This is a genomic window from Dyadobacter sp. OTU695, from assembly GCF_038440355.1.
Taxonomy (GTDB): Bacteria; Bacteroidota; Bacteroidia; order Cytophagales; family Spirosomataceae; genus Dyadobacter.
On sequence record NZ_JASATN010000001.1, the window covers coordinates 1,394,070 to 1,409,580 of the forward strand.

A 15,511-nucleotide genomic window follows, 5' to 3' on the forward strand; every position below is an offset into this window, starting at 1 on the left:
GGGAAATGCCTTTCAGATTAAGCCCTGCTGCGAAGGAAAGCTCTTCATGAGTTTCCTGACACCCTTGTTGATCTGCTTTTCGAGCCGGTTGGGATTGCTCACATCACCGGAAATCGCTTTTTGCCAGATAATATCACCGGTTTTCGTATCCACCACGTCGAGGATGAGCGTACCGTCGGTGCTGGTGCTGGAATAGGGGTAACCTCCGTAGCCATAACCACCGAAGCCGCCATAGTAGGGATATCCCCATCCGAAACGGCCGAAGCCCATCATCATCGGATAACCCATTCCGCCGTAGTAGTTCTTGCGCACGCGTTGGGTGTACGTGTGAAATTGCAGGAGCAGGTCAGGATGTTGGGTATTTCGCATAAGGCCCTTGCTTTCCAATGCCTTGTCGAAGGCACTTTGAATGCGTTGACGGGAAAGCGAGCTGGCGTACATCGGGTTCTGGTTGGTTTTCATGTCGGGGACAATCCAGTTGTAGGTCAATGCCTTGCCGGAATTATTTACGGCCTGTTGGGGACTTTGTGCGAGCACTACACTGCCCAGCACAGTCAGCATTCCCAACAAAATCAGGTTCTTTTTCATCTTAATGAGTCATTTAAAAGATTTTCCAGGGCCCGGCTCTCCGGGCGTACATCCCGGAAAGCCGCACCTCGGAGAGCCGGGGTTACTTACAAGCCAATCGCGAAATACTGGGTTTCGTCGTTGCCGGGATAAAGCCCTTCGATCATCACCCCGCCTTTTTTGCCTTGCAGCATTTTGACTGCTTCCCGGGCATTGGCGACGGGTGTTTTATCAATTTTGGTGATCACAAATCCCTCTTCCATGTCGGTATTCTGACGGATTTTGCCGGCATTGATCGCTGTAACCTGTGCACCTGAACCGATTCCGTATTCCTTTTTCTGCTGGTTGGTGAGGTCTTTGAGCTCGATACCCAGCTGTTCCATCACAGCCGACGATGAGCGGTCGGCGAGCGAAGGCTCGGAGATGCCCTTCAATGTCACGGAAATCACTTTTTCAACACCGTCGCGGTTCAAATTCACGGTCACCTTGTCGGAAGGTTTGTGCTGGGCGATGGCTTCCTGCAACTGCGGTACACTGGTAATGTCGTGACCGTCGATTTTGGTGATCACATCGCCGATTTTGATACCGGCTTCTTTTGCAGCACTTTCGTCCGCAAAATTCTCGACGCGAACGCCCTCATCTACTTTCAGGTCAAACGATTTGACTTTCGCCGCATCCACTTCGCTGATCCCCACGCCCAGATACCCGCGCTGCACGGAACCGAATTTGGAAATATCCTCGACCACTTTGTGCGCAATGCTGGAAGGAACCGCAAACGAGTAACCGGCAAATGAGCCTGTCTGGCTGGCAATGGCAGTGTTGATACCGATCAGGTTACCATTCAAATCCACCAATGCGCCGCCCGAGTTACCTGGGTTCACCGCCGCGTCGGTCTGAATGAATGATTCGATAGGCGCTTTTGCATTCTCGCCGAGGATGTTGATGTTGCGTCCTTTGGCGCTTACAATACCCGCGGTAACGGTGGATGTCAGGTTGTAGGGATTGCCAACCGCCAGCACCCATTGCCCGACCTGCACATTTTCGGAATTGCCGAACGATAACGCCGGCAGGTTTTTCGCATCGATTTTAATCAATGCGATGTCAGTGTTCGGATCGCTGCCGATTACTTTTGCTTTGTAAGTATGCTTGTCGGCGAGGGTCACCTCCAGCGTTTCGGCACCCTGAATCACGTGGTTGTTGGTTACGATATAGCCGTCGGGATTGATGATCACGCCCGAGCCGGTGGCTTGCGGTTTCTCCATTTTACCTTCCGGGGCCTGCTGTCCGAACGGGCTGCGGCCGCCGAAGAAATCCCTGAACTCTTCGGGAATTTGCATCTGGCTCACGGTACGTTCGGGTTTCAGCGTCGATTTAATGTGCACCACGGCTGCCGTTGCTTTTTTGGAGGCAAATGAAAAGTCGGCAGGTATCATGGCCGCCGGTGCATCTGCCGCGTGGGCTCCCGGCCGGGCATCCAGCCGGGCATCCAGCCGGGCCTTTACGAATGGCGTCGCATTATTGACCCATGTTGAAATAGTATCTGGCTTGCCAAAATGTTCGTAGGTAGCATAGGAGGTACCGCCCAAAAGTGCGGATGCGAGGGCTACTGTTGCAATTTTTCTGAAATTCCGTGTTGTTGTCATCGCTTTTAAATTGATTAAGTGTATTCAAATTTCAATAGCGATCCTGTGGCAATTCTGTGGGGATTCTGAAGACATTTTGTAGTTGCCATTTTTTTTGAAATACATAAAAAAAGGAGGATCAGAAACCCTCCCTTTATTCACTAATAGCCATGAAAAGTCTTGAATATCCTTACCAGGTCACCGTGAGAATGTGCCACGGGCCGTCGGTTTCGTAAGTGAGCGTCTGCCCGTTTACCTGGCAGATCGTCTTGGCCAACGCAAGTCCCAATCCGAGCGACGCAGAATGTGTGCCTTCTTTCCGGAACCGCTCGAACATTAGTTCCGGGTCGATGTGGATAGGCGTGCCGGTATTGCGTACGACCAGCCTGCCCGCATTCAGTGTAATGTCAATCGTTCCGCCAATTACATTGTAGCGTATGGCATTCGTTAGCAAATTATTGACCAATACTTCGGCCAGGGCAGGGTGCATGACCGGCCCGGTCGGCTCGATGGCCGTTTTGACGGTAATCCCCCGCTGCTCGATCAAATCTTCCAGATCGCGGAGCTTCCGGTTGATAATCGGTACAAGGCTGATCGGCTCGGTTCCCGCCAAAAACTGCCGGTTTTCTATTTTGGTCAGCAATAATAATGCCTGGTTCAGTTTGGCCAGCCTGTTGGCTGCCTCGCTGATTTCCGAAAGTGCCACGAGTTGTGATTCTTTTAAGCTCTCATCCTGAAACAGCCCTTCTATTTTGGACAAAATTACCGCCAGGGGCGTCTGTATTTCATGCGACGCATTCTCGGTAAACTCTTTCAGGTTTTGGTAAGTGGCGGCAAGGCGGTCCGTGAATTGCGTTACCGACTGGTTTAACTGCTCGAACTCGACGGTATGCTGTTTGGGAAAAGTAAGGACCTCGTGTTTTTCGACCTGGTAGGCGTCCAATGCACGTAATGTTTTGTAAAACGGCCGCCAAAGCCGGCGTGAAAGCCAGCTGTTCAACAGGAGCAGCGAGATTAGCAGCAATGCCACAATGAATGTAACAGTCATCACCACTGCTTCCTGTAACTGCTGTCGCTGTGCCAGTAACTTGCTGATTGTTATCCGGTACCACACGCCTTCCACGCGTTCGTAGAAGATCAGCTGCCGGTAGGGCTGGTATTCGTTTTCAAACTCGTTGAATAATTTTCGCTCCACGAGCGCCATTTGGCCCGGATAGCGCACCTGGTCGAGTTGCAGACTGTCGCCCAGTTGCAGGATGTACACCGGTAGTTCGTCGATATGGCGCAGTTGCCAGCTTACTTTCACCTTGCTGCGCATCAGCTCTTTGTTGACCTCTCTGTCTATCAGGTAATCCACTGAAAAATAGAATAATACCGCCCCCAATGTGAGCACGCACAGCGACGTAATGATCTGGTATTTGAGGATGCGTTCCAGCAGTTTCATTGCTCGCTGAATTTATAGCCTACGCCGTAAATGGATTTCAGGTAATCGGGGCAGCCTTTGTCCATGAGCTTTTTCCGTAGGTTTTTGATGTGTGTGTAGATAAAATCAAAATTGTCCATTAAATCGGCATCGTCGCCCCAAAGGTGCTCGGCGATGGATTCCTTGGTGAGTACGCGGTTTTTGTTGGCGATCAGGTACACGAGCAGGTCGTATTCCTTGCGGGTAAGGACGATTTCCTGCTGATCGACCAACACGAGATGTTCCTGGGGATCAACCTGGATTTTGCCGAAGCGTATTTGCTGGCTACCCTGGAAACTTCGCCGGCGGATTACCGCCTGCACACGCGCGTTGAGTTCCGAAAGGTGGAATGGCTTGGTAAGATAATCGTCCGAGCCGAGATTGAGGCCGGTAATGCGGTCGTCGAGTGAATTTTTGGCAGAAATAATGATGATACCCGTTTCCGGGAAGCTCCGTTTTAATTCTCTAACGGCGTCCAGGCCATCACCATCGGGTAGCATCAGGTCAACGAGTACGCAATCGTAGCGGTAAATATTAATTTTCTCGACCGCCGTCCGGTAATCTGCCGCCCATTCGCAAATGAAGTTTTCGCGCTGAAAATAGTTTTGTATGCTGGTGGCCAGCGCTTTTTCGTCTTCAATGAGCAGCAGTTTCATAGCATTGTCGTTTGTGCAAATGAAACTACAAATTTTGGAGGAAATCTGAAGCCGGTAATGCGGGGTTACTTCACTGTCCGTTTGGCCCAGTTGAAAATGGTGGAATACACCTCCTCGCGGACGGGTTGTTTGGAAAGGATCAGGTCATGCATGCCGCCCTGAACGGCCTGAATGCTGTATTGGCCCACAATATTCTGGGCCTGCCGCGCCACTTCTTCTACGTTCAATACGGCATCGCCGGTGAAGAAAATGTCGCTCCATTTCTTTTCGTCGATGGATTTGGCCGAATGCAGTACCAGCACCGGTTTGTTGATGCTGATGCCCTGGGTAAGCCGCTCCTGCGCGTTATGTACGGCCCTTATCCAGCCGAGATTAACCGGCGGCGCGATCAATGGCTTTAAACCGAGGCTATACGACCATTCGCCATGCGCGGTAATGTGTAAGCTCTCGCCGTAAAGCGGGTTAATGCCCAAGTCAAAGTTCGTTTCCGGGTGTTTTTCGGCCCTTTTTAAAAGCAGCGGCAATGCCGTTTTTTTAAGTCCTGACTTAATATTCAATGCAAACATCGGGCTGTTGAGCAGCACCGCATCGAATTGCTCCTTGCCTGCCCGCTCGCTCGCATACAACGATATAACAAGCCCACCTAGCGAATGCCCGCTCAAAAGTACCTTTTCATTGCCTTCCCCCCTGATTACCGCGAGTGCAGTGTCGATATCGGCATAGTACTCGGAAAGGTCGCGGACATTGTTAAACTTCTGATGGCTGAGCCATGACCGCCCGTATTTTCGCAGATCGACCGCATAAAAGTTGAACCCCTCCTTAATGTACCGCTCGGCCATTTCCTCCTGAAAAAAATAGTCGTTGAAACCGTGCACGTAAAGCACCGCTTTGGCACTTTTATCGGACGTTGTTTTCCGAATGATCGTGCAGGTAACGCTGCCTTCGTAGTCCGATGGCTGAACGATGGTCGCCTGTTTGAATCCTTTGCCGATCAAATCCGCAAAGTAGGTCACCTGCGCATGGGCAGCGCTGGCAGAAAGCGTAACGAGGAGCGTGAACAGGAGGCGGTGTTTCATGGAAATATGTACTAATCAGGCGTAAATATAAATGCTGCGATACCTCGCGGCAAGTTCGCTGCGGCAATCCCGCGGCCGCTATTCGATCTTTTTAAGTTCGGCCCCACGGTCGGGTTGAAGGTTTACCTTTCCAAACTCCGCATTGGTATTGTTTTCGATGGTAAAGCCCTTGGCTACGTCTATTTCAATTGTCAGTGCATCGGCAGTAAAGTTGAAGATATGTCCGCCGGACTTGTGATCGTCGGCCAGATAATGCAAATGGAATCCCGGCACATTGGTACGGGCCAGGTATGGAGGCAGCAGGAAGCCGCTGCATATTCCTTTGGTGTTTTTTAATTCAAAAACGACCTGGTTATATTTTAAATGCTCCGGCAACGTGGTGTAGGGTTTGCTGGCCGGTTTTTCTGCCCTGGTGGTCATGGTCGTGAATGCGGCGGAAATCCTTAGCGCGTAAATGCCGTTCGGGTTCAGGATGTGTTTAAGTTGTTCCTGTACCTTTTCGTAGGTCAGTCCGGGGCCATTCAAATAGATTATGGTGTCGGCTTTGAAGAATTTCACGAATGCCGCGGAGGTACTGTCGGAATCCGGGACTTCTTTCACGGAGCCGTCGAATGCGATCTTGTAAACATGTCCTTTATCGATCAACAGCTCCCCATCGACCCTGTTGAATGTTCCGACACCGAAATCGCCTTTCTTTTTGAGTTGCCCGATGGTCAGGTCGCCGTCGAAAACACCTGCCATAAGAGCGTCGATAATCGAATACTGGTACATGAAATCCTCTTCCGGAGCGGCTGCGCGGCGATTTCTGGTCGATTGTGCGAAGGTAGTGCCAGCGAAAAGGCCGGACAGGAGGGTTAATAGCAGGAGAACGAATATGCTCTTGCTGATTGCGGAAAGACGAACCATGTATGGAAAGGGTTTGGGAATAGTTACAAATGACGACATATGGACGAAGCTTTGCAATGCAGGTGGTGACATTCTATCCAAAGGCATTATAGCACCTGACGGGGGATATTTAGGAGAATAAGAGGGAAAGCGGCGCCGCAGTTGATAATCCCGGAAAAAAAGATCAATTTAAAAACAGTTAATATTCCTTTCCCAATCACCAATTAATCCTGAAAATGAAAAGGTTTTTACTCCTGTTACTCGTTCCTTCGCTCACCCATGGGCAACTCGCTCCGCCTGTCATGTCTGAGAAGGCCAGGAAGATCCACGCTGCGGCATTGACGATCGACACCCATGCTGATGTTCCTATTAATATGATGAAACCCGGCTTCGATGTGGCCGTGGAACATGACTTTGAAAAGGAACGCTCGCAGATCGATTTTCCGCGGATGATCCGGGGCGGAATGGACGGGATGTTTTTTGCCGTGTACCTCGGGCAGGGCAAGCGCACCGAAGCTGCCACTGCCGAAGCAAAAAAGAAGGCGTTGGCGATTTTTGACAAAATCCATGAAGCGGTAAAAGCCAATCCGCAAACGGCCGGGCTCGCCACGACCTCCAAAGATGCCTACCGTTTGCAAAAAGAAGGCAAACGCGCTGTTTTCATCGGCATGGAAAACGGATGGCCGGTGGGCAAGGACCTGGCAAACCTGAAACTCTACTACGACCTCGGTCTGCGCTACATTACCCTGTCGCATTCGCTGAACAACGACATTTGCGATTCTTCGACCGACGGAGATGGCCCCGAATTCAACGGATTGAGCGCTTTTGGGGAAGAAGTGGTGAAGGAAATGAACCGACTGGGTATTATGGTCGACATATCGCACGTTTCGGATTCTACTTTTTTTGATGTGATTAAACTGACGAAGGCGCCCGTGATCGCGTCGCATTCGTCGTGCCGCGCATTGTGCGATGTACCGCGGAATATGACCGACGAAATGATTAAAACACTTGCCAAAAACGGGGGTGTGATCCAGATCAACTTTGTGCCCGGTTTTGTGAAAAAGCCCTCCGAGCCACATGAAATGTCCCTGAAAGCATTACGTCTGAAAATTCGCCAGACCGACCTTTCGGAAGCGGACCGTAAGGCATTGCGCGATGAAATGAAGGCTATCAGTGAGAAATATAAATCGGATATGCCCACGGTGCAGGACGCCGTGAACCATATCGAGCACGTGATTAAGCTCACCAGCGTCGACCACGTCGGTATTGGCATGGATATGGATGGTGGAGGCGAGGTCATCGGATTACAGGATGTAAGCCAGATCGGCGCAATTACCGAGGAATTGGTCAAAAGAGGCTATTCGGCAAAGGATATTGAAAAGATATGGGGCGGCAACATCATGCGCGTTCTGGATCAGGTGGAAAAGGCCGCGGACAAGATCTGATTTGCCTTCCGGCGATGCGCCCGGGCGAGTCAGGGACGGTGCAGGAGGACTAAAAAATATATACATTTTAATAAATAGTTTAATAAAATTGTAAATCTTACGTCCTCGAACAGATTACACATTTTAATTGAAGAGTAACAAATGGCTAAGTCAACCGGAAAGAAAAAAGCAAACGCAACCATCGACCCTGCCGAGGATGCCGGCATGCCTGTCGCAGCCCAATCGGTGAATGCGGTGGAAACCATTAGCCGTTTTACAGATTTCGACATACACTTGTTCCGTCAGGGCAAGCATTACAAGCTTTACGAGAAGCTGGGTTCGCATGTGATGGAGGTTAATGGCGTGGTAGGGACGTATTTTGCCGTATGGGCGCCCAATGCAACCTACTTGTCGGTGACCGGGAATTTCAACGGCTGGAACCACGGCAGCCACTCGCTGGCGCCTCGCTGGGACAGCTCCGGGATCTGGGAAGGTTGGATTCCGAATGTCGGGGTAGGAGAAGTTTACAAATACTACATTATTTCCCAAAATGGGCAGCACCTCGAAAAGTCGGACCCGTTTGCACTCTGGTGCGAGGTAGCGCCTCGTACGGCATCCGTTGTCTGGGACACCTGGTACGAATGGAATGATGCCGAGTGGATGAAGATACGTAAGGAGAAAAATAAGCTGAATGCACCGACTTCGGTGTACGAAGTGCATTTGGGCTCCTGGCAGCGCGATCCCTCCGATCCTGAAAGACATCTTACCTACAAGGAAATTGCCGAAAGCCTGGTGCCTTATGTGAAGGAAATGGGTTTTACGCACGTAGAGCTGATGCCGATTATGGAACACCCGTATGCTCCGTCGTGGGGATACCAGATCACCGGCTATTTCTCGTGCTCTTCGCGTATGGGTACGCCGCAGGAACTGATGTACCTGATCGACCAGCTGCACCAGGCGGGCATCGGGGTGTATATGGACTGGGTTCCTTCGCACTTTCCAGGCGATGCGCACGGCCTGTTCCGCTTTGACGGAACCTCGCTTTACGAGCACGAAGACCCGCGCAAGGGGTACCACCCCGACTGGAAGAGTTATATTTTTAATTATGGAAGAAATGAAGTCAGATCGTTTCTGATCAGCAACGCGATTTTCTGGCTCGACCGCTATCACACCGACGGTTTGCGTGTGGATGCGGTAGCGTCCATGCTCTACCTCGATTACTCACGTAAACACGGCGAATGGATACCGAACGAATTCGGCGGTCGGGAGAACCTGGAAGCGATTTCGTTGCTGCGGGAAATGAATGTGGCCGTTTACACCGAGTTCCCGGACGTTCAGACCATTGCCGAGGAGTCGACCGCATTCCCGGGCGTTTCGCGTCCTGTTTTTGTGGGCGGATTAGGCTTTGGCATGAAATGGATGATGGGCTGGATGAACGATACGCTGAAATATTTCGAGAAAGACCCTGCATTCCGTAAATGGCACCAGGACCAGCTTACTTTCAGTCTCGTGTATGCATTTTCCGAGAACTTCATGCTGCCATTTTCGCATGACGAGGTCGTTTACGGGAAGAAATCGCTCATTAATAAAATGCCGGGCGACGAATGGCAGAAATTCGCGAACCTGCGGCTGATGTTCACGTACATGTTCACGCACCCGGGCACGAAGCTCATGTTCATGGGCGGGGAATTTGGCCAGACTTCGGAATGGAATTTCCAGCAAAGCCTCGACTGGCACCTGCTGGAATATGCGCCCCACAAAGGCATCCGTGAATGCGTAATCGCGCTGAACAAGCTGTACAAGGAGGAGCCGGCATTATTCGACTATTCCTTCTCGCACGACGGTTTTGAATGGATCGACACGCAAGACCGCGAAAATTCCGTGCTCGTATACGCCCGCAAATCCATCGACCCGGCGCGCAACGTCATTATCGCCCTGAACCTGACGCCTGTCCCCAGGAAAAGCTACCGGGTGGGGGTAATCTCGGAGGGAAACTGGCAGGAGATATTCAATTCGGATGCCACGCAATTTGGGGGCAGCGGAATCATCAATTATGAGCCTGTGACCGCCGAAAACCACCAATGGCACGGGAAAGGCAACTCGCTGATCCTCGATCTGCCTCCGTTGGGTGCCGTCGTTCTCAAAAAAGTAGCTGAAAAGCGGAAATAGTTATAAAGGGAGGCAACGGCGAAGCAACTAATGAGTGTCTACCGTTTACTTAATTCATAGACGATCTTGAGGCAGAGGCTGGGGGCTCTGCCTTATTTTTTTACCTTTGCCGATCAAAACATCACGAATCAGATGAAGCGCATTCGATTAATAGTACTTTTTGTTTTTTTAGGTTCAATACAAGCTTTTTCTCAGGATATATCCCGTGTTACTTCCGGTATCGACCTTGGTTTGGGGTACCAGGACAAGGTTTGGGTACCTTCGGTTACTTACCATCAGGAACTGAGCCTCAGTAACTTTCCCTGGTTCAGGGTAGGGTGGGGCGTGCGGGGCTGGGGCTATTATGCAGGCCGTACCGATATGCTTCCCAAGACCAGCGCCCTCAACGCGGATACGCTTAAATTCGGAAAAGTCACCGCGAACGGCGTGAGTTTCCTGGTGGGAGCAAATGTGAGGCTGTGGAAATTCGACATTGGCGCCAATACAGACCTTTTCGGCCTCGCGTTTGGTCTGAAACGCAATGCATTATATGCCAACGGCGGACTTTATCAGGAAGGCGGTGCGTATTACAACTCCTATCTTAAAAGTGCCCCGGCTACGTTGAATGCATTACCACTTTTCATGGACAAGCAGAACGGGCAATCCGAGGCGTACATTCGCTTCTGGATCACCGACCGGATCGGCTTGAAAGTCGCCTATGTACACGGCCGCATAACCTATGCCTCACCGGAAAAACTGATCAATGGCCAGACCCGCTATTCGACGACTTACGGCGTCCCATACGTAGCGCTGTCCTTCCCGTTGTACAACTAAATAACCAACACACTAGCTCATGGCAGAGAATCTGACGGATTCACATAAATATAATCTCTGGAAAAACCGGTTGATCGCGAACGGCCTGGACATTCATCGTGTCGATGAACTTTACACCCGCCGCAACGGTCATGGCGAAGTACTATTCTCGCTCCTGTACACCGACGCCACTACGCCGGAGGGTAACAAGATCCCGCCGATCTGCTTTCTGAAGGGCGAAGTCGTAAGTGTGCTGGTCTGCTTCATTGACGTTGCAACAAGAGAGAAATACCTCCTCCTGGTGCAGCAACGCCGTATTTGCGACGGTTCCATGACCTATGAACATCCCGCAGGCATGCTCGACAGCGAAAGCGACGCTGCATCCGTAGCCGCACGGGAAGTTTTCGAAGAAACCGGTATTGCCGTCGAAAAATCGCAACTGATCAGCGTCAACAGCGAGCCATTTTACCCATCTACGGGCACCAGCGACGAAGCGATGTACATGTTCTACTGCGAATTGGAACTTACCTCAGAGGCGATACAATCCTACCACGACACCGTGCAAGGCCTGCTCTCCGACCATGAATACATCAAGACTTTCGTCGTGCCATTCGAAGAGGGCCACAAGCTTATCACGAATGTAAACGGTGTGCTACTGGATTATCTATATCTAAAAAGCGTGGGTGACTGGGAGTTGCTGAAAAAGTTATGAATTCCGTCGGGAAATTTGAAAACAAATCCTGGGTGAATTGCTCAAAATTCAAAATAGGAGCTATATTTGCACCCCATTAGAGGCCCAAAGCCCACTACGCTCCCGTAGTTCAATGGATAGAATAATGGTTTCCGGTACCATCGATAGGGGTTCGAATCCCTTCGGGAGCACAGAGTAACTTACTAAAATCGTTTAAATCCCTGCAAATCATTGGTTTGCAGGGATTTGTTTTTTGCCTGATGGCACTAAAATGTTCAAATGTTCTCAATATTCCGGTGCGTCATTCGGTGAGTCATTGAGACGCGTAACGATGACTCACCAGATTGGTTGTAATGATTTGATTATGAACTTGTTCACTAATTAAACGTCTTGATTTTTTCTGCTTGCAAGCCGTACATTTAAATCATTAAACAGTTGGTTATGCTAAGTAAAACGTTCTCACTGCTTTTCTTCCTAAAAAAGCCACGCAACTACAAAAGTGGCAAAATGCACATTTACCTTCGATTTACGGTCGAGGGGAGGCGAGTCGAACTTTCCACCCAAAGGGACTGTGAACCGGATAGGTGGAATTCTCGCGCTGGTCGAAAGATTGGTAACAAGGAGAATGTCAAATTACTCAATTCGTACCTCGACATATTACAGAACAGGGCCTATGACATTCATCGCCATCTTGTAGACCACAACATTCCGGTAACTCCCGAACGCCTAAAATCTATGTTTTCTGGAAAAACTGACAAAGCCATTTCGCTCATGGATGTATTTCGAAAACATAATGATGAAATGTTTGCGTTGGTCGGTCGTGATTTTGCCCTCAGCACATGTAACAGATACGAGGCTGCACTGGGGAATGTTAGCAAGTTCCTATACCACAAATATAAATCGAAGGACATCGAAATAGACCAGCTTACCTATTCCTTCATCTCGGACTATGCGTTTTATCTCAAAGCGACAAGGCATATCTCGCATAATACAGCTGAAATACTCCCGTTTCGCTGGACAGCGTACGGATGAAATTAAGTTTAATTAAGACGCCTTCGCATTAATTTGGAAAAACAATTCATTAGGAATGTACCCGGTTCCGGTGTGTTTACGTCGTCGGTTGTAAAATTCCACATATGCTTTTACTCCTTGGTACAGATCCATTCCGCCATTGGGAGGATTTAGGTATATGTATTCTTGTTTGAGCGACCTCCAAAATCTTTCGATGAAGACGTTATCCAGGGCCCTTCCTTTTCCATCCATCGATATTTGTATTCCTCTCTCCAACAGGATATTAGTAAAACCTGGACTTGTGAATTGGCTACCTTGGTCTGTATTAAATATTTCGGGCTTTCCCTCTGTACGTATGGTCTCCAACAACGTTTCCCGGCACCATTCCATGCTCATAGTGTTAGAAATGCTCCATCCCACAATCCGACGGCTGTATACGTCAATGATGGCAAACATGTACATAAATCCTCTGAACATTGGGATATACGAGATATCCGCTTGCCAAACCTGATTGGGACGTTCTATTTTCAACCCCTTCAACAGGTAAGGATATTTATAGTCAGTTGGGTTAGCCTTGCTCAGATTACGTTTGGGATAAATAGTCCTCAAATTCATAAGCCTATAAAGTCTTCTAACCCGCTTGACACCAACGGAATACCCCAATCCGATTAGGTAATCACACATACGTTCTACGCCATAAAACGGACGGTCTAAGAACTGGCGATCAATGGCCTTCATCAATCGCTGATTTAACAGAGACAAACCTTTGGGCTTAAAGTAGTAGCTACTACGTATCCGGCCTATCAACTACATATCGGTTTCGGGATTTGCATTCGGGCGAGTTTCGGAGCACAAAGTTCAATTTATTACAAGGTTTATTAGAAGCACAAAGCTCCAAGTTTACACGTCAGCCCGCCTGACGCAAAACCCGTGTTAGTGGCTGAGCGTCTGTCTGTCATCGTTGTTTCTTGATTTTTTCTTGATAAACTGTCAGTACAAAATTGTCGTGTAATTCTTTTTCAAGTCTGTCTGCTTCTACTATTTCTTCGGGTGTTTTAACCGTTTTAAGCTCGTCCCACAGAATTACTTGGTCGTGATATTTTGATTTCAAATACTGGTCAACTATTTCTTCTGGTCTGTCTGTGTATTTTAGTTTACAGCCAAATGGAAGTCTGTCGTGATTTGAGTTTATGAAGTTGAAACATAGTTCTCCAGGTTCTTCAAACCACAAATAAAAAGTCAGGTCAATGTCAAGCTGACAATTGGCGAGTTGAGTTTTATAGTTATCCTTTACTTTTTGTATAAACTCTAAGAAGTCAGCCGTTGTCGTTTGAGCAACAATGTCCGATGGAGCCGTCAAAACCCAATGATTATATTTAATTTCTTCATTTACTTCGTCGGTCTTGTCGGTCAGATAAATTGGTTCTGAAATATGACTTAAAAGGTCGTTAAAAAAGCCTGTTTTATTTGCTGTCATTTTCTGCTGTGTTGTCTGTTTTAGCTTTGCCACTAACTGTTAATTGGTGAATCTTGTTAAAGCGTTGCGGATACAGGTCAGTGATGTTTTTATGATTGATTGTGGAGATGTTTAGTAGAGTGTTTTTTAGCCAATTGTAGGGATTTACGTTGTGTTTTTTGCAGATAGCAAAGAAGGAGTAGATCATAGCAGCCCGCTGTGCTGCTTCGTGTGAGCCAGCGAATAAATAGTTTTTCCGGCCCAGGGCCAACGGGCGGATAGAATTTTCAATTTGATTATTATCGATCAACAGATTTCCGTCGTATAAGTAGGCACTGAGTGCATCCCAACGGCCGTAACTGTACTGCATCGCCTTTCCGATCTGGCTTTTTGGGAGCGTACTTTTAATTTGTTCGAAGATCCATTTGCCCAGCTCGTTGATAACTGGAAGGGATTCTTTTAGCCGCAGCTCTTTGATTTCAACAGCATCCAGCATCAGTTGGCGGGCTTTCCGCTCCACAGCGTACAGTTGCTGGATCATCGATAGTGCTATTTGTGCCCTGGTTTTGTCATTATCCAAGGCTCGTTCAAATTCCCTTCGCGCATGCGCCCAGCAAGCAAGATGGATAACATCTTTCCGTTTTCCATGCTTTTCGTAAACTGCATAGCCGTCCGTCTGTAGATAACCCTTAAAGCTTTCCAACATCGATTTCGCTCCTGCTGAGCCTCTTGTCGGTTGGTAATCAAAGAGAACCACTCCATCTAACGGGCTATGGTATACCCAATAGTATCCCTGATGACAAGCGCCTTTCTTGTCACTTTCCAGTACTTTAATGGGACTTTCATCCACCTGCCAATAGCCCTTTGATTTCATATCAAAGACCAGTTGCTCATAGAGCGGTTCGAGTTTGATCAGGGCTTCTTTGGTCCATCCTTCAAGAGTTGAAGATGCGATCTGGATATCTTCCCGGGCAAAGCGCTGCTTCTGCCGGTAAAGCGGAAGATGATCTAGGTATTTATCTGTTAAAATGCTAGCAAGAAGTCGCGCAGATGGTATTCCTTTGTCGATGACCCGCTCCGGAAGTTGACCGATTCTGATCCCTTCACCATTTTTAGGTGCATACTTATAGCGTATATATCTTTTGATCAAAAAGCGTGCTGGTTCGTAATCCAGCTCTTCAGTAACTTCCTTGCCGATACATACCATTTCAGAAAGATCACCAGCAGGATAAATCTCGATCTCTTCGACGGGTAAATGAGAAGGCAGTGCTGCACGGCCCTTATGGTTTGGCCTTTTACGGATGTAGCTGATTTTTTCCTGCAGAATTTCTTCTTGTGCAGCAGCCTGTTCGCTAGGAGCTTCAAAGGGAAGCGCAATCTGGGCCGGATCTCCTTCGAAGCGTTCATGCTTTTGACCGAACTGCATCCGTTTGTACATCTCTACCTGAGATTCCAGGTATGCGTTCTGCTGGGTTAAACCATATATCTGCTGACCCCGTTCTTCTAAAAGAGCGAGCAGTTGGTCTTTATCCAGCGTTTCCAGCAGGGCTGTTTGCATACTTAAAAGTACAACAAAACAGCCTTTCAAGCTAGCAAAAGCACTTATTGCTGTAAAATAAAACGCTTTCTACGACTGCTTTTCAGTACCTGGATTCCTTCGATCATCAGCACCAGTTCGCTCTGTCTATTACGACGATATG

The 15,511-nt window shown here is 48.7% G+C and carries 14 protein-coding genes, 1 tRNA gene and 1 pseudogene; 7 read left to right on the top strand and 9 right to left on the bottom strand.

Features of this window, described 5'->3' with window-relative positions:
* Positions 1 to 12: 12 nt before the first annotated feature.
* From AAHB90_RS05705 to AAHB90_RS05730, 6 genes are all read right to left on the bottom strand, one after another.
* On the bottom strand, positions 13 to 588 hold the full coding sequence (locus tag AAHB90_RS05705) for a DUF4136 domain-containing protein (RefSeq protein WP_342083953.1): 576 nt from the start codon (positions 586 to 588) through the stop codon (positions 13 to 15).
* An 86-nt stretch (positions 589 to 674) separates the two neighbouring features.
* Positions 675 to 2,210 (bottom strand): Do family serine endopeptidase, encoded by a 1,536-nt coding sequence (locus AAHB90_RS05710; protein ID WP_342083954.1) that lies wholly within the window; start codon positions 2,208 to 2,210, stop codon positions 675 to 677.
* 169 nt (positions 2,211 to 2,379) lie between these two features.
* Complete coding sequence (locus AAHB90_RS05715; protein ID WP_342083955.1) at positions 2,380 to 3,633, bottom strand: sensor histidine kinase; 1,254 nt, start codon at positions 3,631 to 3,633, stop codon at positions 2,380 to 2,382.
* Positions 3,630 to 4,307: a response regulator transcription factor gene (locus AAHB90_RS05720; RefSeq protein ID WP_342083956.1), complete on the bottom strand. Its 678-nt coding sequence runs from the start codon at positions 4,305 to 4,307 to the stop codon at positions 3,630 to 3,632. Before AAHB90_RS05720 ends, AAHB90_RS05715 begins: the two co-directional genes overlap by 4 nt.
* 65 nt (positions 4,308 to 4,372) lie before the next feature.
* Entirely contained in the window at positions 4,373 to 5,383 is a 1,011-nt protein-coding gene (locus AAHB90_RS05725) for an alpha/beta hydrolase (protein ID WP_342083957.1), read from the bottom strand.
* 78 nt (positions 5,384 to 5,461) lie between these two features.
* The gene (locus AAHB90_RS05730; protein WP_342083958.1) at positions 5,462 to 6,289 is read right to left on the bottom strand and encodes an acetolactate decarboxylase; all 828 of its coding nucleotides are present in this window, start codon (positions 6,287 to 6,289) and stop codon (positions 5,462 to 5,464) included.
* A 215-nt stretch (positions 6,290 to 6,504) separates the two neighbouring features.
* Between AAHB90_RS05730 and AAHB90_RS05735 the strand changes: the two genes are divergently transcribed.
* The 7 genes and pseudogenes from AAHB90_RS05735 (at position 6,505) to AAHB90_RS05760 (ending at position 12,376) form a co-directional block, all read left to right on the top strand.
* A complete protein-coding gene (locus AAHB90_RS05735) occupies positions 6,505 to 7,713 on the top strand; it encodes a dipeptidase (RefSeq protein ID WP_342083959.1) in 1,209 nt (402 codons plus the stop codon).
* A 141-nt stretch (positions 7,714 to 7,854) separates the two neighbouring features.
* Entirely contained in the window at positions 7,855 to 9,861 is a 2,007-nt protein-coding gene (glgB, locus tag AAHB90_RS05740; protein ID WP_342083960.1) for a 1,4-alpha-glucan branching protein GlgB, read from the top strand.
* 132 nt (positions 9,862 to 9,993) lie between these two features.
* Entirely contained in the window at positions 9,994 to 10,674 is a 681-nt protein-coding gene (locus AAHB90_RS05745) for a hypothetical protein (RefSeq protein ID WP_342083961.1), read from the top strand.
* A 19-nt stretch (positions 10,675 to 10,693) separates the two neighbouring features.
* Positions 10,694 to 11,365, top strand: coding sequence for an NUDIX hydrolase (locus tag AAHB90_RS05750; protein WP_342083962.1), 672 nt, complete (start codon positions 10,694 to 10,696; stop codon positions 11,363 to 11,365).
* A 98-nt stretch (positions 11,366 to 11,463) separates the two neighbouring features.
* Positions 11,464 to 11,535: transfer RNA gene (locus tag AAHB90_RS05755), tRNA-Arg, on the top strand.
* A gap of 250 nt (positions 11,536 to 11,785) precedes the next feature.
* Positions 11,786 to 12,064, top strand: a pseudogene (locus AAHB90_RS32740) (Arm DNA-binding domain-containing protein); the annotation flags it as partial.
* A 15-nt stretch (positions 12,065 to 12,079) separates the two neighbouring features.
* Positions 12,080 to 12,376 carry a phage integrase SAM-like domain-containing protein gene (locus AAHB90_RS05760; RefSeq protein ID WP_342083963.1) on the top strand — a complete coding sequence of 99 codons (297 nt, stop codon included), beginning with the start codon at positions 12,080 to 12,082 and terminating at the stop codon, positions 12,374 to 12,376.
* A gap of 12 nt (positions 12,377 to 12,388) precedes the next feature.
* Here the strand turns inward: AAHB90_RS05760 and AAHB90_RS05765 are convergent, their stop codons facing one another.
* The 3 genes from AAHB90_RS05765 to tnpC all read right to left on the bottom strand — a co-directional run bounded on the left by AAHB90_RS05765 (position 12,389) and on the right by tnpC (position 15,369).
* Positions 12,389 to 13,162 carry an IS3 family transposase gene (locus tag AAHB90_RS05765; RefSeq protein ID WP_342083964.1) on the bottom strand — a complete coding sequence of 258 codons (774 nt, stop codon included), beginning with the start codon at positions 13,160 to 13,162 and terminating at the stop codon, positions 12,389 to 12,391.
* 148 nt (positions 13,163 to 13,310) lie between these two features.
* The gene (locus AAHB90_RS05770) at positions 13,311 to 13,832 is read right to left on the bottom strand and encodes a hypothetical protein (protein ID WP_342083965.1); all 522 of its coding nucleotides are present in this window, start codon (positions 13,830 to 13,832) and stop codon (positions 13,311 to 13,313) included.
* Positions 13,819 to 15,369 (bottom strand): IS66 family transposase, encoded by a 1,551-nt coding sequence (gene tnpC, locus AAHB90_RS05775; RefSeq protein ID WP_342083966.1) that lies wholly within the window; start codon positions 15,367 to 15,369, stop codon positions 13,819 to 13,821. The genes AAHB90_RS05770 and tnpC overlap by 14 nt, the downstream gene beginning before the upstream one ends.
* Between the last annotated feature and the right edge of the window lie 142 nt (positions 15,370 to 15,511).

Bases quoted from the DNA above. Each gene is read 5' to 3' on its own strand.
- AAHB90_RS05705 (WP_342083953.1), bottom strand. From the start codon at position 588: ATGAAAAAGAACCTGATTTTGTTGGGAATGCTGACTGTGCTGGGCAGT.
- AAHB90_RS05710 (WP_342083954.1), bottom strand. From the start codon at position 2,210: ATGACAACAACACGGAATTTCAGAAAAATTGCAACAGTAGCCCTCGCA.
- AAHB90_RS05715 (WP_342083955.1), bottom strand. From the start codon at position 3,633: ATGAAACTGCTGGAACGCATCCTCAAATACCAGATCATTACGTCGCTG.
- AAHB90_RS05720 (WP_342083956.1), bottom strand. From the start codon at position 4,307: ATGAAACTGCTGCTCATTGAAGACGAAAAAGCGCTGGCCACCAGCATA.
- AAHB90_RS05725 (WP_342083957.1), bottom strand. From the start codon at position 5,383: ATGAAACACCGCCTCCTGTTCACGCTCCTCGTTACGCTTTCTGCCAGC.
- AAHB90_RS05730 (WP_342083958.1), bottom strand. From the start codon at position 6,289: ATGGTTCGTCTTTCCGCAATCAGCAAGAGCATATTCGTTCTCCTGCTA.
- AAHB90_RS05735 (WP_342083959.1), top strand. From the start codon at position 6,505: ATGAAAAGGTTTTTACTCCTGTTACTCGTTCCTTCGCTCACCCATGGG.
- glgB (WP_342083960.1), top strand. From the start codon at position 7,855: ATGGCTAAGTCAACCGGAAAGAAAAAAGCAAACGCAACCATCGACCCT.
- AAHB90_RS05745 (WP_342083961.1), top strand. From the start codon at position 9,994: ATGAAGCGCATTCGATTAATAGTACTTTTTGTTTTTTTAGGTTCAATA.
- AAHB90_RS05750 (WP_342083962.1), top strand. From the start codon at position 10,694: ATGGCAGAGAATCTGACGGATTCACATAAATATAATCTCTGGAAAAAC.
- AAHB90_RS05760 (WP_342083963.1), top strand. From the start codon at position 12,080: ATGTTTTCTGGAAAAACTGACAAAGCCATTTCGCTCATGGATGTATTT.
- AAHB90_RS05770 (WP_342083965.1), bottom strand. From the start codon at position 13,832: ATGACAGCAAATAAAACAGGCTTTTTTAACGACCTTTTAAGTCATATT.
- tnpC (WP_342083966.1), bottom strand. From the start codon at position 15,369: ATGCAAACAGCCCTGCTGGAAACGCTGGATAAAGACCAACTGCTCGCT.